Below are 26,253 nucleotides of genomic sequence, written 5' to 3' on the forward strand. Positions count from 1 at the left end.
ATTTTCCTCTCTTATCCTTTATGCAAAAACTGGCGCCAGCCTTCATCGGCCAGCGCAATAAATTGTTGGTCGCCGGTCTGCTGCCAGCGATATTCATACCAGGTGATCATCAGCATCTGGACCCACGGCTGCCAGCGGTTAACCTGCTGTGCCAGACATGTTTCATCCAGATGCGCGGCTTGCGCGTAAGCCGCGATAAGCGCCGAACGCTGCGCCGGAGTTTGTGTCCACACCGCCGCCAGCTCAAGCGCGACGTCCCCGTCAGCAGCATATTCCCAGTCGATTAACCGCAGCCCCGTTGGCGTGTCGATGATGTTGCCCGCATGGACATCCATATGCAACGGTGCCAATCGCAAAGGCTGCGGTTCACCCTGCTGATGCAGCCGTTTTAGGATTCGTAGCCAGTGCGGCGTGTGCCGTAGCGGGCTGCTGAACTGCCAGTAGCGCTCAAGCAATGGCCACAGCGAAACCCGCCAGCCGAAGTTTTTTTGCTGATGCAGATGATACAGCAGTGTCGCGGTGGCATGGGCATTCGGGAGTGTGTGCCCGGTCGCACCTTCGAGATATTCCACCGCCATCCAGCCAGGGAAATAACCGAGTGGCCGCGGGGCAAGCGTTGCAGGCAGAGTGCGAAGCGCGCGGTACTGACGCAGGAAGTAAAAATCAGGCGCGGACGGATCGTGATGCTTGCGCAAAACAATGCGATGCCCCTGACGTTCGATAATGCAGCTTCCCCCGCTCAGCCCCGCGGGAGCGGAGTGAGCCAGGGGTTGATAGCCGGGAAAATAGCGTGACAGACAGTCGTCACGCGAAAGCTTACTGTTGCGCAACCGCACCTTTACCTGACCAGAGGATCTCGCCCGACTGGACCATCATCAGCTGCATCGAGAGCGTTGGCGTGTTGACGTTACCGGTCGCGTTGGAATAGAGCACGTAGGCAGCCCCAACGGTACGCGCCAGGCCCATCGCTTTGTTGCGTGAACCCAGGCTGTCTTGCGGGGAAAGTCCCAGCTGCTGTTTAGCCACGGCCAGTTGCTGCGCAGAAACGAGGGTAAATTTGTTGTTCCCTTTCAGCGCATTGCTGATCGCCGTGGTGGCTTCGGTGGTATTCAGTGAGCCGTTGGTGCGGTTGTTGACGTTATCGACCATCAGCACGCTGCCCGCCGTTACGCCATCAGCCTGCAGCATTTTGCCGACCAGTGGCTGTGCGGCGCTGTTCCAGTCGTAATGACGGACGCGCGGCGCAGGTTGTTCTGGCTGTGTGGTGCTGTTATCAATCGGACCTGGCTGCACCGGGATCGTCGGCACTACCGGCACGGTGGTCGGCGGCGGCGTCTGTGGTTGTTCTGGCGTGGGTTTGGCTTCTTCAACCGGAGCGGGCTTTTCACGTTGCGCCACACAACCAGACAGGAAGATAGCCACGGCCGCGATAAATGCATAGCGACTCAGTTTATTCATTACTTTTTACCCCTCAAAGATAAAGATAAAGCCGGACTTTATGCGCACCCAGGCTGTTTGCGCTGCCGTAAAGTTTGACCGAAGACTGGGCCGGAATAGTCACCGCACGCGGTGCCTCCAGCGGATGCATTTCCAGTCCTCTGGCGTCGTACCAGTAAAAACGATAGTGAACGGTGACAGGCGTGGTCCGCTCGTTGTAGAGCTGTGACGACGCGGTCGACTGGATTTCGGAGGTGGTGAGTTCAGGTTTGTCGGCGCTAATACCGGCGGCCAGAACATTAGCCTCCATGACCAGCGTTTGTTGTTCGCCCACCGGGATCTCCGGGTGCGACCAACAGCCCGCCAACAGCATCGCCGTCAGCAGTGCAGCAATTCGGCCACCTTTCATTTCATTATCCTTTATGCGCAAGCATTGGACCCAATGGACGGCCACCCAGCAGGTGCATATGGATATGATAGACCTCCTGCCCGCCGTGGCGATTACAGTTGACCATCAGGCGATAGCCGTCTTCAGCGATCCCTTCCGCTTCGGCAATTTTCGCTGCTACCGTGAACATGCGGCCTAACGCCAGCTCATGCTCAGTGGAAACCTCGTTAACCGTAGGGATCAGAACGTTGGGAATAATCAAAATATGGGTCGGCGCCTGGGGGGAGATATCACGAAAGGCAGTCACCAGATCATCCTGAAAAACAATGTCCGCCGGAATTTCGCGACGAATAATTTTGCTGAAAATCGTTTCTTCTGCCATGGCGTGTTCCTTTTTATTGATTACCGTGCGGTATCGTTTATTCACCCCTGCATCCGGAAGTGCGATGCGGATAACAACGTAAGAGTATGAGCGACTTAGTTCCCCTCTTTCAACCCGATCCCTCGTTTTTCTTACTCATTCCTGGATTTACCGCTGGATGCTTGAGCACTGCCGTTTAATCCCCCGTGTCATTGCGTTTTAAAACAAAGTTTCAGGTGCCCACTTACATTTGTTTACACCGATAATCTGAATGCGTATATTTCGCATTTGCATTTCCATGCAATACCACTGCGCATATAACAACAGACAACATAAGGGCTTACGATGTCTTTCACGTTTGACACCAGGAATAAGCAGCACAGACTGCCCGCCTCGCCGTCACTTCTTGCGGTGTGTATCGCCTGCGCCTTGATCCCTCACACCGTTCACGCCGCTGATGCGATCCATGAAGAAACGGTGGTGGTTGAAGGTGTGGCTGATAACACCACGGATAACGCACAAGATCAGGATTATAGCGTTAAAACCACCACCACCGGGACCAAGCTGCTGCTGGTTCCGCGTGATATTCCACAGTCCGTCAGCGTGATTAGCCAGCAGCGCATGAAGGACCAAAACCTGCAAACCATCGGCCAGGTTCTGACCAATACTACCGGCGTGACCGCGCAGGTGCAGGACAGCGATCGTACCGTGTTCTATTCCCGCGGTTTCTTCGTCAGCAACTATGCCTATGACGATTTACCCACCTCTATCAGCGAAGTGTGGAACTTTGGTGATACCGCCACCGACACCGCCATTTACGACCGCATTGAAGTCGTGCGCGGTGCGACGGGCCTGATGAGCGGCACCGGGAACCCGGCGGCCTACGTCAATATGGTCCGTAAACACGCCGACAGCCGTGAATTTCAGGGCAACGCCAGCGTCAGTTACGGCAGCTGGGACAAGCAGCGCTATGTTCTCGACTTACAGGCGCCGCTGGTTGAATCCGGGAATATACGCGGTCGGGTGATTGCCGGTTATCAGGACAACGACTCATGGATGGATAATTATCACTACCGTAAAAAATTCCTCTACGGCGTGGTGGACGCGGACCTTACCGACAGCACCACCCTTTCACTCGGCTATGAGTATCAGGAAAGCAATACCGCCGATCCGACCTGGGGCGGTCTGCCGACCTGGTATGCTGACGGCAGCAAAACACATTACGACCGCAGCGATACCGTCGCGCCTGACTGGGCATATTCCGATAAAGACAGCACTAAAATCTTCGCCAACTTCACGCAGCGATTCGACAATGGCTGGGAAGCGCACGTCAACGGGATGCACGCAGAAACCAACTTCGACACCAAACTGATGTACATGTCCGGCTACCCAGACAAGGACACCGCCGGTGGAATGGTCGGTTACGGCGGCTGGAACCGCGGCGAGCGCAAACAGGATGCGGTGGATGCGTTCCTGCGCGGCGATTTCGAACTGTTGGGTCGTCAGCATGAAATGATGATCGGTGGCAGTCTGAGCCATCAGCGCAATCATTACGATAACTCGATGCCCGACGCGCTCTATGGAATGGTCGACATTGGCAGCTTTAAAAACTGGAACAGCAATATTGCCGATCCGCAGTGGACTGCCTGGAAGCTTTACAGCAAAGATGACATTAACCAGTCGTCGGCCTACACCTCTGCCCGCTTCTCGCTGGCCGACCCGCTACACCTGATACTCGGCGCGCGTTACACCAACTACAACATTAAGTACAACCCCGCAGGGGCGCCGGATACGCGACTGGAAAGCACTAATGATGACGTGACGCCGTACGCCGGTCTGGTCTATGACATCAATGAAGACTGGTCCGCGTATGCCAGCTACACCAATATCTTCCAGCCGCAGGATAAGCGCGACGCCAACGGCCGTTATCTCGACCCGACCACCGGCAAGAGCTATGAAGCGGGCGTCAAAGCCGACTGGTTTAACACGCGTCTGACCACGTCGTTGGCGGTATTCCGTATCGAACAGGACCACGTGGCGAATAACACCTACACGTACCTGCCGAGCGGGGAATCCATTTACGAATCGCTGGATGGTGTGGTCAGTCAGGGTGTCGAGTTTGAACTCAACGGCGCGTTGACCGATAACTGGCAACTGACCTTCGGGGCTACACGCTATGTGGCAGAAGATAAAGACGGGAATGCGGTCAGCTCCGATCAACCGCGTACCACGCTGAAGCTGTTTACCCGTTACCAGTTGCCGATGCTGCCAGAACTCTCCGTGGGCGGGGGCATGAACTGGCAGAACAAAACCTGGGCTAACGTCAGCGGCGGTCCAGACGGTCGCGATTACGTCGACCAGGGCAGCTATGGCCTCGTGAATCTCTTCAGCCGCTATCAGGTGACGAAGAACTTTGCCCTGCAGGCTAACGTCAACAACCTGTTCGACAAAGAGTATTACGATTACGTCGGGTCTTACCTCGTGTATGGCGCACCACTGAACTTCTCAGTTTCCGCCAGCTACGATTTCTAAACCCAATTGCCCGGCGGCAGGTCTACGCATTACCTTGCTGTCATCCCGCCCCGTGGAACAGGCATTAAAAAAGGCAGCCTTTCGGCTGCCTTAGTCTCTCCCCAATCACTGATTAGCTGTTGCGGATGTATTCATCCATTTCGGTTTTCAGGTTATCGGACTTGGTGCCGAAAATAGCCTGAACGCCGGAACCTGCAACAACCACACCTGCCGCACCCAATTTCTTCAGGCCTGGCTGGTCAACTTTTGCCACATCGGCAACGCTGACGCGCAGACGAGTGATACAAGCGTCGAGGTTAGTGATGTTGTCTTTACCGCCGAAGGCTGCGATCAGGGCCGGAGCCATTTCGCCGCTGGCAACACCAGCTTTAGCATCTTCGGTAGCATCTTCACGACCTGGGGTTTTCAGGTCCAGTGCTTTGATGAGCACGCGGAAGATGGTGTAGTACACCGCCGCGTAGCACAGACCGATAACCGGGAACAGCCACAGTTTGCTGCTGTTACCAGACAGAACGATAAAGTCGATCAGACCGTGCGAGAAGGACGTCCCGTCACGCATACCCAGCAGAATACAGATTGGGAATGCCAGACCCGCCAGAATAGCGTGAATAACGTACAGGATCGGCGCAACGAACATGAAGGAGAACTCGATCGGTTCGGTGATACCGGTCAGGAACGCAGTCAGCGCAGCGGAGATCATGATGCCGCCCACTTTTGCACGGTTCTCAGGTTTTGCTGAGTGCCAGATTGCAATCGCTGCAGCCGGCAGGCCGTACATTTTGAACAGGAAGCCACCAGACAGTTTGCCTGCAGTTGGGTCGCCTGCCATGTAACGTGGGATGTCACCGTGGAACACCTGACCTGCAGCGTTGGTGTATTCACCAATCTGCATCTGGAAAGGAACGTTCCAGATGTGGTGCAGACCAAATGGAACCAGGCAGCGTTCAATGAAGCCGTAGATACCGAACGCGACTACCGGGTTCTGGTAAGCAGCCCACTGGGAGAAGTCCTGAATCGCAGTACCAATTGGTGGCCATACGAAGGACAGTACGACGCCGAGGATGATAGCTGCCATCCCGGAGATGATCGGCACAAAACGCTTGCCCGCAAAGAAGCCCAGGTATTCTGGCAGCTTGATGCGATAGAAGCGGTTGAACATGTAGGCAGCGATAGCACCGGAGATGATACCGCCGAGAACACCGGTATCAGCCAGGTGTTTCGCCGCGATTTCGTCAGCAGGTAAGTGCAGTACCAGCGGTGCAACCACAGCCATGGTCTTGACCATGATGCCGTAGGCAACAACGGATGCCAGAGCAGAAACGCCATCGTTATTGGTGAAGCCGAGGGCAACACCGATTGCGAAGATAAGCGGCATGTTTGCAAAAACAGAACCGCCTGCCTCTGCCATAACATGAGAGACGACCGCTGGCAGCCAGCTGAAGTTTGCAGAACCGACGCCCAGCAGGATACCTGCGATTGGGAGTACGGATACTGGCAGCATCAGCGATTTACCGACCTTCTGCAGGTTAGCAAATGCATTCTTGAACATAATTGAGAGTGCTCCTGAGTATTTATGCTTTTTTTACGCTTTCACGCATTGGCGAGCGGGGAGAACCTCGCCGTGAACAGGACATCTAAGTGCCCTTTGTATTTATTACGCAGAGTAAAATAATTCGATTTGTTTTTGTTTGACAGCCATCACGTTTCGGCTAGCAAACTAGGAAAACCTTGCATTATTTTACAAAAGTTGTTTCTACCAGTTACAGAAAGAGGGGTTCACCCCCTTTTTTCGGCGGTGAACTTTACTCGCTTTGATTATTAATTACGAGCTTTAAAATAAGCTGACGAATCAGGCAGATTGCAGGCGTGAGGGGTCAATATGGAACAGCGAGGCGAAGTTTTCGGTGGTCTGCTGCGCCAGTTGCTCAAGCGACACCCCTTTCAGTACGGCCATATACTCTGCCACATCACGCGTCATCGCCGGCTGATTCTCTTTCCCCCGGTGCGGGACCGGTGCCAGGTACGGCGAATCAGTTTCAACCAGGATCCGGTCCAGCGGTACGTAGCGTGCCGCTTCACGCAACTGCTCCGCATTACGGAACGTCAGGATCCCGGAAAACGAGATGTAGAAGCCCAGATCGAGCAGTTTTCCTGCCGTCTCCGTGTCCTCAGTGAAACAGTGTAGTACGCCACCGCAATCCGTCACTTTTTCATCGCGCAGAATTGTCAGCGTGTCTTCCCGTGCATCGCGGGTATGGACAATCACCGGCTTGTTGAGCTCGCGCCCAATGCGGATGTGGTGTGCGAAAGACTCTTGCTGGCGGGCTTTAGTTTCCGGCGTGTAATAATAGTCGAGACCAGTCTCGCCCATCGCCACTACGCCCTCTTCTGCCGCCAGGCGACGCAGCTCTTCAACATCGTACGTTTCGTCCTGGTTCAACGGGTGAACGCCGCAGGAAAAAACCACGTTATCGCGCTGACCGACCAGCTCACGCATGCCGCGATATCCTGGCAGCGTTGTCGCTACCGCCAGGCAGAACTTTACGTCGCGCGCGGCGGCTTTCGCCAGCACATCGTCCAGATCCTTATGCAGCGTTTGATAATCCAGGCCATCGAGGTGGCAGTGGGAGTCGACTAAAAACATAATGTCTCTCTTAGAGGTGTTCTTTTACAGGTGAATTTTTACAGGTGAAAGGCTTACAGGTGATGAATGGGCATCACGCTTGTCGGCTGCAGCCAGTGTTCCCAGCGTAGTAAAAGGTCGTTGAGCATCAGCTCACGGTTGAGTCCGGTGACGTTGAGAAGCTGTTCCCGGCATACACAGGCATCGCGAATCATCGCCTGCAGCCGTGAAGAAGAAAGCGCGTTAGCCACGCGCTGAACCAGCGCCCACGCATCCACGTTGGTCAACAGTGAAATGCCCTGCTGCATTTTTTGCGCATCCAGCAGCAGGGATGACAGCCAGTACAGCCGTTCCGCCACGCTGTCATGATTGAGCGCAGGCAGCAACGACAGCCAGTCTGCGCTCTGTAATGCTGCATCCAGCGCCGCACAAAGCTGCTGGCGAGGAGCAAAGCGCGATTCGCCGAGCAGTTCCAGGGCCGCAGCGGGTGCGCCTGCCGTCAGACGTAATGCCGTCAGCAAATTCTCTTGTGACGTTGTCACCTCTCGATTAAGCCATGCAATGCCGTAACTTTCCGCAGGCGGTGCCAGATGGAAATGGCGACAGCGGCTGCGCAATGTAGCCAGTAACCGCGCGGGTTCTTCACATTGCAGGAAGAACCAGGTATTAACCGGCGGCTCCTCCAGGGTTTTCAGCAATGCGTTAGCGGCAGCTTCCGTCAGCAAAGCAGCATCGCTGACCCACACGACTTTCGCCCCACCCAGGCGGGCGTGCTCGTAGAGCTTTTCCGTGATTTCACGGACCGCGTCAACGCCGAGGGTACTTTTGCCTTTTTCCGGGGCGAGCTGATAATAGTCCGGGTGCGTACCCGCTTGCATCAGCTGGCAGCTGTGGCATTTACCGCAGCTTTTCTGGCCTTCGGGCGTGTGGCACATCTGGAAGCGCACCAGCGCATAGACCAGCGCATCCGCGCCCATGCCCGGTAATGCTTGCACTAATAGCGCGTGGTGGCCGCGTCCGGACTGGTAGCTACTGACCAGTTGCTCAAACGGAGGTCGTAACCACGGATACCATTTCATGCGCCCTGCTCCTCAACCCAGGCTACCAAAGTGCTGCGAATGTTTTGCATCACGGTTTCCAGCGGCTGCGTGGCGTCGATAGTGCGGATGGTCGGGTCGGCGGCAGCCAGTTCCAGATAGCGGTCACGGGTGCGGTGGAAGAAATTGAAGGATTCCTGCTCGATACGATCGAGGTCGCCGCGCGCACGGGCACGTTTCAGACCCACTTCAGGGGTGACGTCAAGATACAGCGTCAGGTCCGGGCGGAAATCGCCGAGCACCGCATCGCGCAGTGTGGTCAGCAGATGCTGATCGATACCGCGACCGCCGCCCTGATAGGCCTGCGTGGAGAGGTCATGACGATCGCCAATCACCCATTTGCCTTCCGCCAGCGCCGGTTTAATGACCGTATCCACCAGTTGCACGCGCGCGGCGTAAAACATCAGCACTTCGGCTTTATCGGTGATCACTTCATCGCCAACGGATTTAATGTCCAGCACCAGACTGCGCAGCTTTTCCGCCAGCACGGTGCCGCCCGGCTCGCGGGTAAACACCAGCTCACGGACGCCCATCTGCTCGAGGGTTTCTACGACCAGATTGCGCGCGGTGGTTTTCCCCGCGCCTTCCAGACCTTCGATGACGATATACTTACTGCGCATTTTTTTCCTTAAGTGCTTTCAGGTAATCCTGTACTGAGCGGTTATGACTCGCAAGATTGGTGTTAAACGTGTGCCCGCCTTTGCCGTCGGCAACAAAATAGAGATACGGCGTTTTGGCCGGATGCGCCGCAGCATTCAATGACGCCTCACCTGGCGTGGCGATTGGCCCTGGCGGCATTCCGGCAATGACGTAAGTATTGTACGCCGTTGGCATTTCAAGATCTTTGCGGCTGAGCTTGCCATTATAGCTCTCACCCATGCCGTAGATAACCGTCGGGTCAGTTTGCAGGCGCATGCCGATACGCAGACGGTTGATAAATACCGAAGCGACTTTGTCGCGCTCTCCGGCCACGGCGGTCTCTTTCTCAATGATAGAGGCCATCGTTACCAGCTGGTTTTCATTCTGGTACGGCAGATTATCTGCTCGTCCTTTCCACGCGCTTTCTACCGCTGTCACCATTTTCAGGTGAGCACGCTTGAGGATTTGCAGATCGGTAGTATTGGCGGTGTACATCCACGTATCTGGCCAGAACCAGCCTTCCACCCAATCGGCGTGCTCCAGCTTGAGCGCTTCGGCAAGCGTGGCGTAGCTGTCATCTTTCAGCGTGTGCTTCACGTACGGGGCTTCACGCAGCTGTTTGAGGTAATCGCTGACGCGCATCCCTTCAATAAAGCGGACCGGGAACTGCGCCTCTTTTCCGCTGGCCAGCAGTTTCAGCATTTCGCGTACGTTCATGCCCGGCGTCAAACGATACGTCCCGGCTTTAAAATGCGACAGTTCTGGCTCTACCCGCAGCAACCACTGGAACACACGCGGGCGGTTAATGACTTTTTCCGCATAAAGGGTGTCGCCCAGCGCCATGCGCCCGGTTCCAGCCTTCAACGTAAAGATGGTCTCATCTTTAATCAGTATCTTACTGTTCGCCAACTGGCGGACTTTCCACATCCCGACGCCCGCAGCAATCGCGAACGCAACTAACAGCAGGAGGACAAACCGAAACATTTTCTTCATGACTTAATCGACTGCTCACAAAGTGGGGCCAAAAATTCGAACAGCTCGCGAGAAAGATAGCGAGCGTCAGCATACTGATTCACAGGTACGACGGGCATCAGTGCATTACAGATAAGGACTTCATCCGCCTTGCGCACCGCGTCTTCCCGAGCAGTGATTTCGACAACGCGAAAACGACTTTGTGCCAGCCGGGAAAGACAATGCTGGCGCATGATGCCGTTGACACCGGCATGGTCGAGACGCGGCGTAAACACGGTGTCACCTGCTCGCCAGAACAAATTAGCCGCACAGCATTCCGTAACCCACCCGTCACTGTCAAGAACCAGTGCCTCGTCGGCGTCCGTCTGTTCAAGATGCGCGCGAATCAACACCTGCTCAAGGCGGTTAAGGTGCTTCAATCCAGCCAGTGTGGTGTTACGCCCGAGACGTACCGAGCTGAGCGAGAGCGTAATCCCCTGCTGTTGCCAGCGAGGATAATGCGCAGGTGCGGGGGAAACGGAAAGAATGCGGGTTGGAGCCTGACAGGCCGCAGGGCTGTACCCTCGCCCACCACTCCCACGGGTAATGATGACTTTCAGCACGCCGTCGCGGTGCGATTGCGCCAGCGTCAGCATTTCCTGGCCGAGCGTTGCCCAGTCGGAAAAAGGGATCAACAGCGCGCGACAGGTGTCCTGCAATCGCTGTAGATGCTGGTCAAAAAATGCGGGAATACCGTTCTGGATCCGGGCCGTGGTAAAGCAGCCATCACCAAACTGGACGCTGCGATCGTTGGCCGCGAGTGAGTCCTGTTCCACACCATTAATCAAGAACATAGAGGCTCCTTATCAGTGGCCCGTTAGTCTGGCAGGGGGAACGCGGGATCTCAAGAGGAGAAACCTTAAAGAAAAGGCCTGCGAGGCAGGCCTTTATCAATGCAAACGGAGAATCAAACCTTTTTAAAGATAAGCGATCCGTTGGTGCCACCAAAGCCGAAGGAGTTACACAGGGTGTACTCCATACCGCTGACCTGACGTGCTTCGTGCGGGACGAAGTCCAGGTCACAACCGTCTTCCGGGTAATCCAGGTTGATGGTTGGCGGAACAGCCTGGTCGCGCAGAGCCAGAATCGAGTAGATCGATTCTACTGCGCCCGCTGCACCGAGCAGGTGACCGGTCATGGATTTGGTCGAGCTCACCATGATACGGCTGGCTGCATCGCCAAACACGGATTTCACTGCCTGCGCTTCGGCGAGATCGCCCGCTGGAGTAGAAGTGCCGTGTGCGTTGACGTAGCCGATCTGGCCAGGTTCCAGGCCCGCATCGCGAATGGCGTTAACCATGGCGAGTGCTGCACCTGCACCGTTTTCCGGCGGCGACGTCATATGGTAGGCATCGCTGCTCATACCAAAACCGACGATTTCTGCGTAAATCTTCGCGCCGCGTTTCTTCGCGTGTTCATACTCTTCGAGCATGATGATACCCGCGCCGTCACCGAGCACGAAACCATCACGGTCTTTATCCCATGGACGGCTTGCCGCCTGCGGGTTGTCATTGCGGGTCGACAGCGCGCGCGCCGCACCGAAACCGCCAACACCCAGAGGCGTACTCGCTTTTTCAGCACCACCCGCCAGCATGGCATCAGCATCGTTATAGGCAATCATTCGTGCCGCATGACCGATGTTGTGTACACCTGAGGTGCACGCCGTGGCGATGGAAATGCTTGGACCGCGGAGGCCGAACATGATGGTCAGATGACCGGCCACCATGTTAACAATTGTGGACGGTACGAAGAAGGGGCTGATCTTACGTGGGCCGCCTTTCACCAATGAACTGTGGTTTTCTTCGATTAAGCCGAGTCCGCCGATGCCGGAGCCAATAGCAGCACCGATACGCGTCGCGTTCTCTTCCGTCACTTCAAGGCCAGAATCCTGCATGGCCTGTACGCCAGCGACAATTCCATATTGAATAAAGGCATCCATCTTGCGCTGTTCTTTGCGCGAGATAATGTCTTCACAGTTAAAATCCTTTACTAAGCCAGCAAATTTCGTTGCATAGGCGGTAGTATCGAAATGGTCGATTAGGCTGATGCCGCTCTGACCGGCAAGAAGAGCTTTCCAGGTGGACTCTACGGTATTGCCGACAGGAGACAACATGCCAAGTCCGGTCACAACTACACGACGCTTAGACACGCTTGTCCTCCAGGGAGGGATAAAAAAGAGAGATGTGGGACAAAAAGATAAAACTCAGGCGGTCGAATGACCGCCTGGAGATGTTCACTTACGCCTGGTGACCGTTGATGTAATCAATGGCAGCCTGAACGGTGGTGATTTTCTCAGCTTCTTCGTCCGGAATCTCAGTATCAAACTCTTCTTCCAGAGCCATTACCAGCTCAACGGTGTCAAGAGAATCAGCGCCCAAGTCTTCAACGAAGGAAGCTGCGTTGATAACTTCTTCCTGCTTAACGCCCAGCTGTTCGCCGATAATTTTCTTAACGCGTTCTTCGATAGTGCTCATACTCTTAAATTTCCTATCAAAACTCGCTTTCGCGATGGTTTTCGTAGTGTATAAAATGTTGAAAAATTTGCAACTAAATCCCGGCAGGTCGTACCACGATTTTACGCTATTTTGCGGGTTTTTGCCCTCATAACGCAAATCATTTTGCACGTTATCTTACTCAGAACCGCACAGACTGCGCGGATCCTGAGCATTTTGTGCAAACTACGGTCAGACCATGTACATTCCGCCGTTGACGTGGAGGGTTTCACCAGAGATGTAACCCGCTTCGTCAGAAGCTAAAAATGCAACCGCACTCGCGATTTCTTTTGCATCGCCAAGGCGACCCGCTGGAACTTGCGCCAGAATACCCGCACGCTGATCGTCTGACAGCGCACGCGTCATGTCCGTTTCAATGAAGCCCGGAGCAACAACGTTCACAGTAATACCGCGAGACGCAACTTCACGCGCCAGCGATTTACTGAAACCAATCAAACCCGCTTTCGCCGCAGCGTAGTTGGCTTGACCAGCATTTCCCATGGTACCGACCACAGAACCGATAGTGATAATACGACCATGACGCTTTTTCATCATAGCGCGCATTACCGCTTTTGACAGACGGAAAACTGATGACAGGTTGGTTTCGAGAATGTCGCTCCACTCATCATCTTTCATTCGCATTAACAGGTTATCGCGAGTGATCCCGGCATTATTAACCAGAATATCCACTTCGCCAAATTCTGCGCGAATATTTCCCAGAACAGATTCGATAGATGCTGGGTCGGTCACATTCAACATCAGACCTTTACCGTTTGCACCTAAATAATCGCTGATGGCCTGAGCACCGCTTTCGCTGGTGGCAGTACCGATAACTTTCGCGCCACGGGCAACGAGTGTTTCAGCGATAGCACGGCCAATGCCGCGGCTTGCACCGGTAACCAGTGCAACTTTTCCTTCAAAACTCATGGTTTTGCTTTTCCTCTTCTTATTGCTCAAGCGCCGCTGACATCGCCGCCGGCTCGTTAATGGCCGAGGCAGTCAGGGTGTCAACAATACGTTTCGTCAGGCCAGTGAGGACTTTACCCGGGCCGACTTCATACAGGTGTTCTGTGCCCTGGGATGCCATAAACTCAACGGTTTTGGTCCACTGTACTGGGCTATAAAGCTGACGCACCAGCGCATCGCGAATCGCGTCTGCGTGAGTTTCACACTTCACATCCACGTTATTAATAACGGGAATCTGCGGTGCATTGAAGGTGATGTTCGCCAGCTCTGCAGCCAGTTTCTCTGCAGCAGGCTTCATCAGCGCGCAGTGAGACGGGACGCTGACTGGCAGCGGCAGTGCGCGTTTTGCGCCCGCAGCTTTACATGCGGCGCCGGCACGCTCAACGGCTTCTTTGTGACCCGCGATAACCACCTGACCCGGTGAGTTAAAGTTCACAGGGGAGACAACCTGCCCTTCAGCAGACTCTTCACACGCTTTCGCGATAGAAGCATCGTCCAGGCCGATAATCGCAGACATGCCACCGGTGCCCGCTGGCACGGCTTCCTGCATGAACTTGCCACGCAGTTCGACCAGACGCACAGCATCGGCGAAGCTCATCACACCCGCACACACCAGTGCAGAATATTCTCCGAGGCTATGACCGGCCATCAGCGCTGGCGCTTCACCGCCCTGCTGCTGCCAGACACGATACAGTGCCACAGACGCGGTCAACAGCGCCGGCTGAGTCTGCCAGGTTTTGTTCAGTTCTTCTGCCGGGCCCTGTTGGGTCAATGCCCACAGATCATAGCCCAGTACCGCAGAAGCTTCCGCGAATGTTTCTTCGATAACCGGATAGGTTGCAGCCAGCTCAGCCAACATGCCTACGGTCTGAGAGCCCTGACCCGGGAACACAAATGCAAATTGCGTCATCTTGTAATCCTTAATTAGAAACGAACCAGCGCGGAACCCCAGGTGAAACCGCCACCGAAGGCTTCAAGCAGCACCAACTGACCGGCCTTGATGCGACCGTCACGCACGGCTTCATCCAGCGCGCACGGTACGGAGGCCGCAGAGGTGTTGCCATGACGGTCGAGGGTCACCACGACGTTGTCCATCGACATGCCAAGCTTCTTCGCCGTTGCGCTGATAATACGCAGGTTGGCCTGGTGTGGTACCAGCCAGTCCAGCTCAGAACGATCCAGATTATTAGCCGCCAGCGTTTCTTCAACGATGTTAGCCAATTCCTTCACCGCGACTTTGAACACTTCATTCCCTGCCATTGTCAGGTGAATGGAGTTTTCCGGATGAACACGATCGGCATTTGGCAGGGTGAGCAGCTCACCGTAGTTGCCATCCGCGTGCAGATGCGTGGAGATGATGCCCGGCTGTTCGGATGCGCCTAACACGACGGCACCAGCACCATCGCCAAAAATAATGATTGTGCCGCGATCGGTAGGATCGCAGGTACGGGCCAGAACGTCAGCACCAATCACCAGTGCATTTTTCACCGCACCGGATTTAACGTACATATCGGCCACGCTCAGTGCGTAGGTGAAACCGGCACAAGCCGCAGCCACGTCAAACGCCGGACAGCCTTTAACGCCCAGCATCGACTGGATCTGGCACGCCGCGCTTGGGAAAGCGTGGGTCGACGAGGTGGTTGCTACCACGATCAGGCCGATTTGCTCAGCATCAATGTTAGCCATTTCCAGCGCGCGCTTGGCGGCTTCGAAGCCCATTGTTGCGACGGATTCATCTGGCGCGGCAATACGACGCTCACGGATACCTGTGCGTGTGACAATCCACTCGTCAGACGTATCTACCATTTTTTCCAGGTCGGCGTTCGTACGCACTTGTTCAGGCAGATAGCTGCCGGTACCTATAATCTTCGTATACATGTACGCTCAGTCTTTTGGTGGTAATACAGATTCGAGGCGAGCGGCGATCCGCTGTGGGACCTCCCGCTGCACCGCCTGCACTGCCTGTTCAATCGCCACGCTAAACGCGCGCTGATTGGCTGCACCATGACTCTTAATCACCGTGCCGCGCAATCCTAACAGACAGGCGCCATTATACTGGTCGGGGTTGAGGTGACTGAATCGCCGCGAGAGGTTTTTTTGTAACCAATGCTTCAAGATTTTCAGCCACCACGGCCGCTTTTTACCTTCTCCCTGCGATTTCAGCAGAGAAAGAAACATTCTGACAACGCCTTCCATGGTTTTTAGTGTGACGTTGCCCGTAAAACCGTCACAAACCAGCACATCCGTTTTGCCGGTTAATAATTCGTTGGCTTCGAGATAACCAATATAGTTGATGGAAGAGACCTTTTTTAGCATCGCCGACGCATCCCGGATGCTTTCGTGGCCTTTGGACTCTTCCTCACCGATGTTAAGCAGTGCGACGCGCGGAGAGGTAATGCCGATGACTTCTTCAGCCATCACCGCACCCATTACCGCAAACTGCACCAGCATCGTGCTGTCACAATCGACGTTGGCGCCTAAATCAAGCACCACCGTTTTGCCCTTCTGCTGATGCGGCAGAACCGTCACCAGCGCCGGACGCTCAATCCCTTCTATCGGCTTGAGCAATAATTTTGCGAGCCCCATCAAAGCCCCGGTATTTCCGGCGCTCACGCAGGCCTGCGCGCGTCCTTCTTTGACGAGTTCCAGCGCAATACGCATGGAACTGCCCCGGCTGTTGCGAATCGCATGCGCCGGACGTGCATCACTGGCAATAACTGACTGGGCAGGGATAATCTGCAGACGTGAACGTTGTTCGAAGTCAGCTTTGGCGAGTAATGGCGTAATGGTGTCGGTGTCACCGACCAGAAGAAGCGAGAGTTGTGGGTTAGCGTGCAGTGCCTGCAATGCTGCAGGCACCGTCACGGAAGGGCCAAAATCGCCCCCCATGACATCCAACGCTAAGGTCAGACGTGTCAAGGTATCATCGCCGCTCGGTTGGTAAATCCCCGCAGAAGCGGGGAAATCCCCACTAAGCTTAATCACGCTTGCGCGTGATTACTTAGTGATAACCTTGCGACCGCGGTAGAAACCGTCGGCAGTGATGTGGTGACGCAGGTGTTTCTCACCAGAAGTCTTATCTACAGACAGGCTGGTAACTGCAGTCAGCGCGTCATGGGAACGACGCATGCCACGTTTGGAACGGGTTGGTTTATTCTGTTGTACGGCCATGGACCTTACTCCTCAATTACTTACGCTTTAAGCTGGCTAATACGGCAAATGGATTTGGCTTTTGCGCATCTTCAGGCAATTCACCAAATACCATGTCCGCGTCGGACACTTCACAGTGTTCAGAATCATGCACCGGAACTACAGGTAAGGAGAGAATGATTTCATCCTCAACCAAAGCCCGCAGGTCGATTTCACCGAATTCGTTAACCTCAATCGGTTCATACGCTTCCGGGAGTGCTTCAGCCTGTTCAACATTTTTGATCGGACTGAAACAATACGTTGTGTGAACGGAATGTGGGAACGGTTTCCCGCAGCGCTGGCATTCGAGAGTCACCTCAACCTTTGCATCACCTTTAATAACGGCGAGACGCTGGTTGTCGATGGCGAATGTCATATCGCATTCCACATCACTGTCCACACTGACCACAGACTCGGCAAGACGCTCCACCTGGTCCGGGGTGTAGACACCCTGGTAATCGAGGCGTTTTTGAGCGGTACGAACCGGATCAAGAGTCAGGGGTAATTTTACCTTTTGCATAGGGCGCGCATATTAACTTTGTAACGTCATAGAGTCAAAGAAAAAGGCACCCTCAGGCGCCTTTTGCCAATTATTCGCACACATTGCGGCCTGTAGTTTAAAATGTCGCAATCCGAATCACCAGAGTCTATTTAAAAAATTATGCTGCAACTTGTTCTTGCCTCTACTTCACCCTATCGCCGCGAGCTGCTTCAAAAGCTCGACGTCCCTTTTGAATGCGCCGCACCGGAGGTCGATGAACTGCCCTTACCCGGCGAATCGCCGCGCCAGCTGGTGCTTCGGCTGGCGCAAGCCAAAGCACAGGCCCTGGCGACGCGCTTCCCTGATCATCTGATTATCGGCTCCGATCAGGTTTGCGTGCTCGGCGGAAAAATCACCGGAAAACCGCATACCGAAGAAAATGCGCGTCTGCAGCTGCGTGAAGCAAGCGGCCACGTCGTCACCTTCTATACCGGTCTTGCGGTCTATAACAGCGCTAAGGGCCATTTGCAGACCGAATGCGAACCTTTTGATGTGCACTTCCGCCATCTGACCGATGCAGAGATCAACCGCTACGTTCACAAAGAACAGCCGCTGAACTGTGCGGGCAGCTTTAAAAGCGAAGGGCTGGGCATCACGCTATTCGAGCGTCTCGAAGGACGCGATCCGAATACACTGATTGGCCTGCCGCTTATCGCGCTGTGCAAAATGCTCAGAAACGAGCAGTTCAATCCGCTGCTGCGCTAACGTTTTTGTCCGCTGGCGTTACGTCGACCGGACCTACGCCAAAAAGCAAAACGCCCCTTTCGGGGCGTTTTGTATTATTTCTTCTGTCTTCGATTACTTCTGGCTGCGCAGCACTTGCAGACAACGCTTGAGCTGGTTGTCCATCGGCGCTTCGATGCGCAACGTCTCGCCAGTACCCGGATGGGTAAACTTCAGCGCTGCTGCATGCAGGAACAGACGATTCAGTCCGGTACCCGCCAACTGCTTGTCGAAATCACGATCGCCATAGCGGTCGTCAAACGCAATCGGATGGCCCGCATGTAACGTATGCACACGAATCTGGTGCGTACGGCCGGTCACCGGGCTACAGCGTACCAGCGTCGAATGGGTAAAACGCTCTTCGACTTTAAAACGCGTCTCCGACGGTTTGCCTTCGCTGTTCACGCGAACAATACGCTCGCCGCTCTGCAAAATGTTTTTCAGCAATGGCGCCTGCACCACTTTCATGTGCGACTGCCACTGACCGCGAACCAGAGCCAGATAATCTTTCTGCATCCCTTTTTCGCGCAGCTGTTCATGCAGGGAGCGCAGTGCGGAACGCTTCTTCGCCACCAACAGTACACCGGAGGTATCACGGTCGAGGCGATGCACCAGTTCGAGGAAACGGGCTTCCGGGCGCAGCGCGCGCAGGCCTTCGATAACCCCAAAGCTCAAACCGCTCCCGCCGTGAACCGCCGTACCCGACGGCTTGTTCAGCACCAGGATATGATCGTCTTCATAAAGGATAACGTCAGCCAGGGCCGCCACTTTATTCAGGTGCGGCGAAACGGCTTCTTCTTCACGCTCGGCGACACGCACCGGCGGAATGCGAATTTGATCGCCCGCTTCCAGTTTGTATTCAGGCTTCACGCGCTTTTTGTTCACCCGCACTTCGCCTTTACGCAGGATGCGGTAAATCATGCTTTTCGGCACACCTTTAAGTTGGGTGCGCAAAAAGTTATCAATTCGTTGCCCTGCTTCGTCGTCGGCAATGGCAACCATTTTTACGGTCGGTGTCTCAGTTTTCATGGGGGGCGATTCTAAAGATGCAGTGGCATTCGCGCCACTCCTTTTTCTGTGCTTATATTAACTTCGCAACGGAGCTCATTTTTAATCTCACTTTGCGGATTGCTGGTTATTACAACAATCAGTCCAGTAAAGTGAAAAAACTGTGAGTAACCGGGTGATAAATGGTAAAAGTCATCTTGCTATAACAAGGTTAGCAGGGAATAATGATGCAGTTTTCCGTGTTGAATCTTGTTCAAGCAAGCATGTTAGCGGAAAGACCAATTTTGTCTGAACGATCTTTTATGCAGCAATGGCGTAAGACGTATTTATCTTTCAGACAGTTAGCGGGCTGCGGGTTGCAGTCCTTACCGGTTGATACTCTCTATTTCAAGCCGCAGAAAGGCGGCAAAACCTGGGGTCTCCAGGCGCTACTCCAGTAGATGACTGGGGTAAGCAGGTGAAGCCAACCATCTGCGACTTGAAAGACAATGAGTATAGAAGGAACCGTCCCTGGAGAATGATTCCCAGGCTGTTCCCCTGAATAATTGCGCTGCGGTTCCGTTTGAAACGCAGGCTACCGACACTCTGCGCCTCTTAAGCGAGCGACAACCGTGAGGTTGGCGACGTGAACAGACACGAGGCCATCGGTTTACCCCCGGCAAGGAAAACTCTGCCCGTAGCTTAGTCGTCAATGTAAGAATAATGAGTAAGTTACGATGAAAAGAATGTTAATCAACGCAACTCAGCAAGAAGAGTTGCGTGTCGCCCTCGTTGATGGGCAGCGTCTGTACGATCTGGATATCGAAAGCCCAGGACACGAACAGAAAAAAGCGAACATCTACAAAGGCAAAATTACCCGTATAGAACCAAGCCTTGAAGCCGCATTCGTAGATTACGGTGCTGAGCGTCATGGTTTCCTTCCTCTTAAAGAAATCGCCCGCGAATATTTCCCTGCTAATTACAATGCGCATGGCCGCCCGAACATCAAAGATGTTCTGCGCGAAGGCCAGGAAGTCATTGTTCAGATCGATAAAGAAGAGCGCGGCAACAAAGGTGCAGCCCTCACAACCTTTATCAGTCTGGCAGGCAGCTATCTGGTACTGATGCCGAACAACCCGCGTGCCGGTGGTATTTCTCGCCGCATCGAAGGTGACGATCGTACCGAGCTGAAAGAAGCGCTTTCCAGCCTGCAACTGCCTGACGGCATGGGCTTGATCGTGCGTACCGCTGGCGTTGGCAAATCTGCCGAAGCACTGCAGTGGGATCTGAGTTTCCGCCTGAAGCACTGGGAAGCGATTCAGAAAGCTTCTGAAAGCCGCCCTGCCCCGTTCCTGATCCACCAGGAAAGCAACGTCATCGTACGTGCGTTCCGTGATTATCTGCGTCAGGACATCGGCGAAATCCTTATTGATAACCCGAAAGTGCTTGAGCTGGCTCGCCAGCATATCTCTGCGCTGGGCCGTCCGGATTTCAGCAGCAAAATTAAGCTCTACACCGGTGAAATCCCGCTGTTCAGCCACTACCAAATTGAATCGCAGATTGAATCTGCATTCCAGCGTGAAGTGCGCCTGCCGTCGGGCGGCTCTATCGTTATCGATAGCACCGAAGCCTTGACCGCCATCGATATCAACTCCGCGCGTGCAACCCGCGGCGGCGACATCGAAGAAACCGCCTTCAACACCAACCTTGAAGCGGCCGACGAAATTGCCCGCCAGCTGCGTCTTCGTGACCTCGGCGGCCTGATCGTTATCGACTTCATCGACATGACCCCGGTTCGCCACCAGCGTGCGGTTGAAAACCGTCTGCGTGAAGCGGTGCGTCAGGATCGTGCGCGTATCCAGATTAGCCACATCTCTCGCTTCGGCCTGCTGGAAATGTCCCGTCAGCGCCTGAGCCCGTCACTGGGTGAATCCAGTCATCACGTGTGCCCACGCTGTAGCGGTACCGGCACCATCCGTGATAACGAATCGCTGGCGCTGTCTATTCTTCGTCTGATTGAAGAAGAAGCACTGAAAGAAAACACCCAGGAAGTTCACGCGATTGTTCCTGTTCAGGTGGCTTCTTACCTGCTGAACGAAAAGCGTGCGGCTATCAGCAACATCGAAACCCGTCAGGGTGGCGTGCGCTGTATCGTCGTTCCGAACGACCAGATGGAAACCCCGCATTACTCCGTACTGCGTGTTCGTAAAGGCGAAGAGACTCAGATCCTGAGCTACCTGCTGCCGAAACTGCACGAAGAAGAAATGGCGATGCCGTCTGAAGACGAGCCAGCTGAACGTAAGCGTCCTGAGCAGCCTGCTCTGGCGACCTTCGTGATGCCTGATGCACCGCCAGCACCACTTGAAGAAGCCGCTCCAGTCGCAGCGCAAGCGAAGAATGCCGCTCCAGCAGCCGCCACTGCGGCAGCACCGGGTCTGGTTTCCCGCATTATTTCTGCGCTGAAATCCATGTTCAGCAGTGAAGCGCCAGTTGTGGCTGAGCCTGAGCCGGTTAAGAAAGAAGAGAAACCTGAGCGCCAGCAAGATCGTCGCCGTTCTCGTCAGTCTAACCGTCGTGACCGCAATGACCGTGGTGACCGCAACGATCGCCGTGACAACCGCGATAATCGTGGCGAGCGCGGTGAGCGTAACGAACGTGGTGAGCGCGATAACCGTGGTGAAAACGCTGAAGGCCGCGAAGATAACCGCCGTAACCGTCGTGAGAAGCCGCAGCAGAACGCGGAAACCCGTGAAGTTCGTCAGCCGAACGTGGCAGAAGACGCGGATAAAGCGAAATCTCGCGACGAACAGCAGCAGCCACGCCGTGAGCGTAACCGTCGTCGTAACGATGACAAACGCCAGGCAGCGCCGCAGGAAGTTAAAGTTCAGGCTCCAGAAGAACAACCCGCTCAGGAAATCGAGCAGGAAGAACGCGTCCAGTCCATGCCGCGTCGTAAGCCGCGCAATCTGTCGCAGAAAGTGCGCATCGAAACAGCGGCCGAAACTGCAGAACGTACCGCAGTTAACGAACCGGCTGAAGCAGCTGCCCCGGCTAAGCGTACTGAACTGGCTAAAGTTGATTTGCCAGCCGTCATCGAAGCTCCGGCTGAAGATGAAAGCGCAGAAAACCGTGAAAACGCTGGCATGCCGCGTCGCTCCCGTCGTTCACCACGCCACCTGCGCGTGAGTGGTCAACGTCGTCGTCGCTACCGTGACGAGCGTTACCCTGCTCAGTCCCCGATGCCGCTGGCAATTGCTTGCGCATCTCCGGAAATGGCGTCTGGTAAAGTGTGGGTAAGCTACCCGGTAACGCGTCCACAAGAGCAGCAGGTTGAAGAAACCCGCGAGCAGAACGTTGTTCCTTCCGTCATTGAAGTTGCACCGGTAGAAGTCGTGGAGCAAGCTCCAGTGGCAGAACAGGTTGCAGCGCCAGTGGTTGAACCAGCCGCAATCGAGCCGGTCGTAGTTACAGAACCGCAGCCAGTACAGGCTGAGCCGGAAGTTCCCGTCATTGAGACCACGCATCCGGAAGTCATTGCCGCACCGGTGAGCGAAGAACCTCAGGTTATCGCACCAGCCGACGCTGTTGTTGCAGAAGTCACAGCTGAAGAAGCGACTCCGGCCGTGGTTGAGGAAGTGGAACAGGCTATCGTGACTGAACAACCTGCTGTGGTGGAAACCGCGCCTGTTGCTCCAGCGGTTGAGCCTGTCGTTAAACCGGTTGTGGCTCCAAAGCCTCCGGTTGAGCGCACCAACGCTACCGCGCCAATGACGCGTGCTCCAGCCCCAGACTACGTGCCAGAAGCACCGCGTCAGAGCGACTGGGTTCGTCCAGAGTTCGGTTTCGAAGGTAAAGGTTCTGCCGGTGGCCACAGTGCTACACACACGGCAACCGCCGGTCCGACTCGTCCGCAGTCTGTGGACTAAGCTGCAAAGCATGAAAAAACCGCCTCCGGGCGGTTTTTTTTATTCTGTCGCAGGCAGCTGCATCCCAGAAATTTTCGGCATGACTTCCCGCATCAAATCGAGAAATTTACGTAATCTCGCCGGATAATAACGCGCCCAGGGATACACCAAATGCACCGGCAACGCCGCCGCTCGCCATTCAGGCAGTAGCTCAATCAGCCTGCCCTGAGCAATATCCTCTTCCACCGTCCAGCTCGAAATCAGCGCAGCGCCCAGCCCCGCCAGCGCGGTATTGCGGGCCACGTACACGCTGTCAGTGCTCAGCCTGGGCACTATCGGAATAGTGATGCTTTCCCGGCTGACCTGATGTTGCAGCGTCACTTCATGCTGATAGAACGTGCTGATAGCCACCCACGGCAGCGCCGATAATGTCAACGGGTCTGACACGTTCTCCACCGTATCCAGCAGCTCAGGTGAAATCACCAGGCTACGCGGGACTTCCGCCAACAGAACGGAAACTGTCGCCGGGTCAACTTCCGCCCCCACGCGGATCGCACAGTCGATATTCTCACTGATGAAATCGATATTTTTGTCATTGAGCATCCACTCCACCACCAATTGGGGATAGCGCTGCAAAAAATCCACCAGTGGCGTTAGCAATTGCTGTTGCCCGAATGCATGCGGCGCTCTGACGCGCAGCACGCCCACCGGATTGTCGTCCACAATCTGTAAATCGTCTTCCAGCGCCAGCCAGCTGTCCACCAATTGGCGGGCGTGTTGATAACAGCGCTCGCCATCGTCGGTAAGTTTCATCGCATGGGTCGAGCGCATAATGAGCTTTACGCCCAGCAACGCTTCGAGCGACTGCAAGCGGCGGCTGACGGTGGCCTGCGTGGTGCCGAGCTGAACTGCCGCGGCCGACAGCGACCCGGCTTCGATAATGCGAATAAAGGTCCGCATCAGTTCCAGCCTGTCTATACGCTCTGTTCTTTTCATTCATTTATTACTCATACGCCCAACGTATAGCTGTTTTACCACTGCGCCGGCTACCGCGCCAGTGTGATTCACATCACAATACGCCCACACCCTGTTGAGGACGTTAAGATGAACACTACTCCCGCCGCTTCACCGGCTTTTGCGTCATGGATAATCCTGATTATGGCTATCGGCGCAGGCTTTAGCGTTGCCGCGATTTATTACGCCCAGCCGCTGTTACCGCTGATTGGCCACGACATGCATTTGAGCATCGAGCAAATGGGCCTCGTTCCAACCCTAACCCAGACGGGCTACGCGCTGGGCATTCTGTTCCTGTTGCCGCTGGGCGACCGCCACGATCGCCGTCGGTTGATCCTCACTAAAAGCACCTCGCTCGCCGCGCTACTGCTGCTGTGCAGCGTGACCAGCCAAATGCACGCCCTGCTGGTCGTCAGTTTGCTGATTGGGATGGCGGCGACGATGGCGCAGGATATCGTTCCGGCCGCGGCTATCCTCGCCCCTGCCGGGAAACAGGGCAAAACCGTCGGCACCGTAATGACCGGTTTGCTGCTTGGCATTCTGCTGTCGCGTACCGTCAGCGGCGTCGTAGGGGAAGCCTATGGCTGGCGGATGATGTATCAGGCCGCAGCGGTCAGCATTGCACTGATTGGTCTGGTGATGTGGCGCGTACTGCCGAAATTCAGCGCGCATTCTGAACTCAGCTACCCGGCGCTGATGGGTTCTCTGGTGCATTTATGGCGCCGCTTCCCTGAACTGCGTCGGGCCGCACTGGCACAAGGTTTTCTGTCGGTTGCCTTCAGCGCGTTCTGGTCGACGCTCGCCGTCATGCTGGCCGAACACTATCAGCTTGGCAGCGCCGTCGCCGGAGGATACGGTATCGCCGGAGCCGCCGGAGCGCTGGCCGCCCCGCTGGCCGGTGGACTGGCTGACAAACTGGGTGCAGCCAAAGTCACCCAGTTAGGTGCCATGCTGGTCACGGTGTCGTTCGCGCTGATGTTTTTCCTGCCGCTTTTGCCGCTGCACGCCCAGCTAGCGCTGATTGCCGTGTCGGCGATTGGCTTTGATTTAGGCTTACAGTCGAGCCTGGTCGCACACCAGAATCTGGTGTACAGCCTTGAACCGCAGGCCCGTGGTCGTCTGAATGCCCTGTTGTTCACGGTGGTGTTTATTGGGATGGCGTTAGGTTCGGCTGTCGGCAGCAAACTGTATGCGATGGCAGGCTGGCCTGCGGTGGTTACGCTGGCGGTGATATCCGGGGCGATTGCCCTACTGATTCGGGTAATGGGTGCGGCGAACGTCACCGCTTGCCCGCAACGCTAAAAAAAAGCCCGCGCCGGGGTGAGTGGCGCGGGCACAGAGAACATGGCCAGTTTCAAGACATGTTCTAAACCGTTAAATCTTATTTATTCAACTGGAACAGCGACATGCCCTGCATATCGGTGAACGCTTTATACGACGCCGTCAGGGCCGCCTGCTGCATGGTGTAGTTGGAAATCGTTGAGTTCCAGTCCACGTTCACCAGGTCGCTCATCTGCTGCGTCTGGCTCAGCGTGCGGTCATCGCCCAGCGCGTCCAGTTTGTCCAGTTCGTTGAGCTGTGTCCCGACTTCCGCCCGCACGCTCAGCACGTTGTTCAGCGAGTTACGCAGGCCGCGGTTGGCGACGTCGATAGTAGCCTGCGCCTTCGCTTGTTCCGCATCGTTATCCGCTACCGGTGTTTTCAACGCTGCAATCGCGTCATCCAGAATCTTGAACAAGTTCGAGTCAGGCGTAGTCCCGTCGGGGTTTTTCACCGCATTCGAGGTCACCGAGTCAAAAATTTTGTCGCCGGTGTGGCCAATAACCATGGTTCGGGAAGAATCAACCTGCTGTTCAACGTTGGTGATGCCGCCCGAATACGTGCCGGTGGCGGCATCGAATGGCGCGGTATCCGTCTTGTAACCGGCAAACATGTAGCGCCCGTTACCGTCCTGGCTGTTGGCGAGGTTCATCAGCTGGTCGCGGATGCCCTGCAAATCGGTAGCCAGCGAGGCGCGGTCATCGTCGCTCAGCGTGCCGTTCCCGGCATATACGATTTTTTCCTGCGCCGCTTGAATCGACGACGTTACCGACGACAGCGTGTTTTCTTCCTGCGAAACGCGCTGGGTCGCGAAGCTACGGGCTGACGCAAACTGGCTGGTCTGGGACTGCGCCTGAGACAGCACCACCGCCTGTGACGCGGCAATCGGGTCATCGGACGGACGGTTAACGCGCAGGCCGGTGGACATTTGTTCGCCATATTTCAGCCATGAAGACTGGGAGTTGGTAATGCCGCCCATCGTCTGCTGATACATCATTAAGGTACTAATACGCATCGGTCACCGCTCC

The 26,253-nt window shown here is 55.2% G+C and carries 25 protein-coding genes; 4 read left to right on the plus strand and 21 right to left on the minus strand.

What is annotated here, in order from left to right; genetic code table 11:
* Positions 1-11: 11 nt before the first annotated feature.
* Genes thiK through hinT form a run of 4 tightly spaced genes read right to left on the minus strand, consistent with a single transcriptional unit; the run spans position 12 to position 2,207 of the window.
* Positions 12-836 carry a thiamine kinase gene (gene thiK / locus A8O29_RS14175; protein WP_125353719.1) on the minus strand — a complete coding sequence of 275 codons (825 nt, stop codon included), beginning with the start codon at positions 834-836 and terminating at the stop codon, positions 12-14.
* Positions 817-1,449 (minus strand): penicillin-binding protein activator LpoB, encoded by a 633-nt coding sequence (lpoB, locus tag A8O29_RS14180; RefSeq protein WP_168713844.1) that lies wholly within the window; start codon positions 1,447-1,449, stop codon positions 817-819. The genes thiK and lpoB overlap by 20 nt, the downstream gene beginning before the upstream one ends.
* Before the next feature lie 22 nt (positions 1,450-1,471).
* The gene (locus tag A8O29_RS14185; RefSeq protein ID WP_110509762.1) at positions 1,472-1,846 is read right to left on the minus strand and encodes a YcfL family putative periplasmic lipoprotein; all 375 of its coding nucleotides are present in this window, start codon (positions 1,844-1,846) and stop codon (positions 1,472-1,474) included.
* A gap of 4 nt (positions 1,847-1,850) precedes the next feature.
* Positions 1,851-2,207, minus strand: a complete 357-nt coding sequence (gene hinT, locus A8O29_RS14190) for a purine nucleoside phosphoramidase (RefSeq protein WP_110509763.1) — start codon at positions 2,205-2,207, stop codon at positions 1,851-1,853.
* Between the two features lie 324 nt (positions 2,208-2,531).
* On the opposite strand from hinT, the gene fhuE reads away from it, so the two are divergent.
* On the plus strand, positions 2,532-4,718 hold the full coding sequence (fhuE, locus tag A8O29_RS14195; RefSeq protein ID WP_125353721.1) for a ferric-rhodotorulic acid/ferric-coprogen receptor FhuE: 2,187 nt from the start codon (positions 2,532-2,534) through the stop codon (positions 4,716-4,718).
* Positions 4,719-4,830: 112 nt separating this feature from the next.
* Here fhuE and ptsG read toward each other — a convergent pair whose 3' ends face one another.
* The 14 genes from ptsG to yceD all read right to left on the minus strand — a co-directional run bounded on the left by ptsG (position 4,831) and on the right by yceD (position 17,255).
* Positions 4,831-6,267 (minus strand): PTS glucose transporter subunit IIBC, encoded by a 1,437-nt coding sequence (gene ptsG, locus A8O29_RS14200; RefSeq protein ID WP_125353722.1) that lies wholly within the window; start codon positions 6,265-6,267, stop codon positions 4,831-4,833.
* Positions 6,268-6,567: 300 nt separating this feature from the next.
* The gene (locus A8O29_RS14205) at positions 6,568-7,362 is read right to left on the minus strand and encodes a metal-dependent hydrolase (RefSeq protein WP_125353723.1); all 795 of its coding nucleotides are present in this window, start codon (positions 7,360-7,362) and stop codon (positions 6,568-6,570) included.
* Between the two features lie 53 nt (positions 7,363-7,415).
* Positions 7,416-8,420 carry a DNA polymerase III subunit delta' gene (holB, locus tag A8O29_RS14210; protein WP_125353724.1) on the minus strand — a complete coding sequence of 335 codons (1,005 nt, stop codon included), beginning with the start codon at positions 8,418-8,420 and terminating at the stop codon, positions 7,416-7,418.
* The gene (gene tmk / locus A8O29_RS14215) at positions 8,417-9,058 is read right to left on the minus strand and encodes a dTMP kinase (RefSeq protein ID WP_125353725.1); all 642 of its coding nucleotides are present in this window, start codon (positions 9,056-9,058) and stop codon (positions 8,417-8,419) included. Before tmk ends, holB begins: the two co-directional genes overlap by 4 nt.
* Positions 9,048-10,070, minus strand: coding sequence for a cell division protein YceG (gene yceG, locus A8O29_RS14220; RefSeq protein ID WP_125353726.1), 1,023 nt, complete (start codon positions 10,068-10,070; stop codon positions 9,048-9,050). The genes tmk and yceG overlap by 11 nt, the downstream gene beginning before the upstream one ends.
* A complete protein-coding gene (gene pabC / locus A8O29_RS14225; RefSeq protein WP_125353727.1) occupies positions 10,067-10,882 on the minus strand; it encodes an aminodeoxychorismate lyase in 816 nt (271 codons plus the stop codon). The genes yceG and pabC overlap by 4 nt, the downstream gene beginning before the upstream one ends.
* 113 nt (positions 10,883-10,995) lie before the next feature.
* Positions 10,996-12,237, minus strand: coding sequence for a beta-ketoacyl-ACP synthase II (fabF, locus tag A8O29_RS14230; protein WP_125353728.1), 1,242 nt, complete (start codon positions 12,235-12,237; stop codon positions 10,996-10,998).
* Between the two features lie 88 nt (positions 12,238-12,325).
* Entirely contained in the window at positions 12,326-12,562 is a 237-nt protein-coding gene (acpP, locus tag A8O29_RS14235) for an acyl carrier protein (protein WP_110510140.1), read from the minus strand.
* 210 nt (positions 12,563-12,772) lie between these two features.
* Entirely contained in the window at positions 12,773-13,507 is a 735-nt protein-coding gene (gene fabG, locus A8O29_RS14240; RefSeq protein ID WP_110509772.1) for a 3-oxoacyl-ACP reductase FabG, read from the minus strand.
* 19 nt (positions 13,508-13,526) lie between these two features.
* Complete coding sequence (gene fabD, locus A8O29_RS14245; RefSeq protein WP_125353729.1) at positions 13,527-14,456, minus strand: ACP S-malonyltransferase; 930 nt, start codon at positions 14,454-14,456, stop codon at positions 13,527-13,529.
* 14 nt (positions 14,457-14,470) lie between these two features.
* Positions 14,471-15,424: a beta-ketoacyl-ACP synthase III gene (locus A8O29_RS14250; protein WP_125353730.1), complete on the minus strand. Its 954-nt coding sequence runs from the start codon at positions 15,422-15,424 to the stop codon at positions 14,471-14,473.
* 6 nt (positions 15,425-15,430) lie between these two features.
* Entirely contained in the window at positions 15,431-16,465 is a 1,035-nt protein-coding gene (gene plsX, locus A8O29_RS14255) for a phosphate acyltransferase PlsX (RefSeq protein ID WP_211117222.1), read from the minus strand.
* 78 nt (positions 16,466-16,543) lie between these two features.
* The gene (rpmF, locus tag A8O29_RS14260; RefSeq protein ID WP_003857964.1) at positions 16,544-16,717 is read right to left on the minus strand and encodes a 50S ribosomal protein L32; all 174 of its coding nucleotides are present in this window, start codon (positions 16,715-16,717) and stop codon (positions 16,544-16,546) included.
* Between the two features lie 16 nt (positions 16,718-16,733).
* Entirely contained in the window at positions 16,734-17,255 is a 522-nt protein-coding gene (yceD, locus tag A8O29_RS14265) for a 23S rRNA accumulation protein YceD (RefSeq protein WP_110509776.1), read from the minus strand.
* Between the two features lie 141 nt (positions 17,256-17,396).
* Here yceD and A8O29_RS14270 point away from each other — a divergent pair, with 141 nt between their 5' ends.
* A complete protein-coding gene (locus A8O29_RS14270) occupies positions 17,397-17,981 on the plus strand; it encodes a Maf family protein (RefSeq protein ID WP_110509777.1) in 585 nt (194 codons plus the stop codon).
* Between the two features lie 93 nt (positions 17,982-18,074).
* On the opposite strand, the gene rluC is transcribed toward A8O29_RS14270, so the two are convergent.
* Positions 18,075-19,028 carry a 23S rRNA pseudouridine(955/2504/2580) synthase RluC gene (gene rluC, locus A8O29_RS14275; RefSeq protein ID WP_125353731.1) on the minus strand — a complete coding sequence of 318 codons (954 nt, stop codon included), beginning with the start codon at positions 19,026-19,028 and terminating at the stop codon, positions 18,075-18,077.
* A gap of 695 nt (positions 19,029-19,723) precedes the next feature.
* Between rluC and rne the strand changes: the two genes are divergently transcribed.
* Positions 19,724-22,912, plus strand: coding sequence for a ribonuclease E (gene rne, locus A8O29_RS14280; protein WP_174081348.1), 3,189 nt, complete (start codon positions 19,724-19,726; stop codon positions 22,910-22,912).
* A gap of 39 nt (positions 22,913-22,951) precedes the next feature.
* On the opposite strand, the gene A8O29_RS14285 is transcribed toward rne, so the two are convergent.
* Positions 22,952-23,887 carry a LysR family transcriptional regulator gene (locus A8O29_RS14285; protein WP_125353732.1) on the minus strand — a complete coding sequence of 312 codons (936 nt, stop codon included), beginning with the start codon at positions 23,885-23,887 and terminating at the stop codon, positions 22,952-22,954.
* Positions 23,888-23,995: 108 nt separating this feature from the next.
* Here A8O29_RS14285 and A8O29_RS14290 point away from each other — a divergent pair, with 108 nt between their 5' ends.
* Positions 23,996-25,207 carry an MFS transporter gene (locus A8O29_RS14290; RefSeq protein ID WP_125353733.1) on the plus strand — a complete coding sequence of 404 codons (1,212 nt, stop codon included), beginning with the start codon at positions 23,996-23,998 and terminating at the stop codon, positions 25,205-25,207.
* 79 nt (positions 25,208-25,286) lie between these two features.
* Here A8O29_RS14290 and flgL read toward each other — a convergent pair whose 3' ends face one another.
* Positions 25,287-26,240 (minus strand): flagellar hook-associated protein FlgL, encoded by a 954-nt coding sequence (gene flgL, locus A8O29_RS14295; RefSeq protein WP_125353734.1) that lies wholly within the window; start codon positions 26,238-26,240, stop codon positions 25,287-25,289.
* Positions 26,241-26,253 lie beyond the last annotated feature (13 nt).

The sequence above is a fragment of the Scandinavium goeteborgense genome (assembly GCF_003935895.2).
GTDB lineage: Bacteria > Pseudomonadota > Gammaproteobacteria > Enterobacterales > Enterobacteriaceae > Scandinavium > Scandinavium goeteborgense.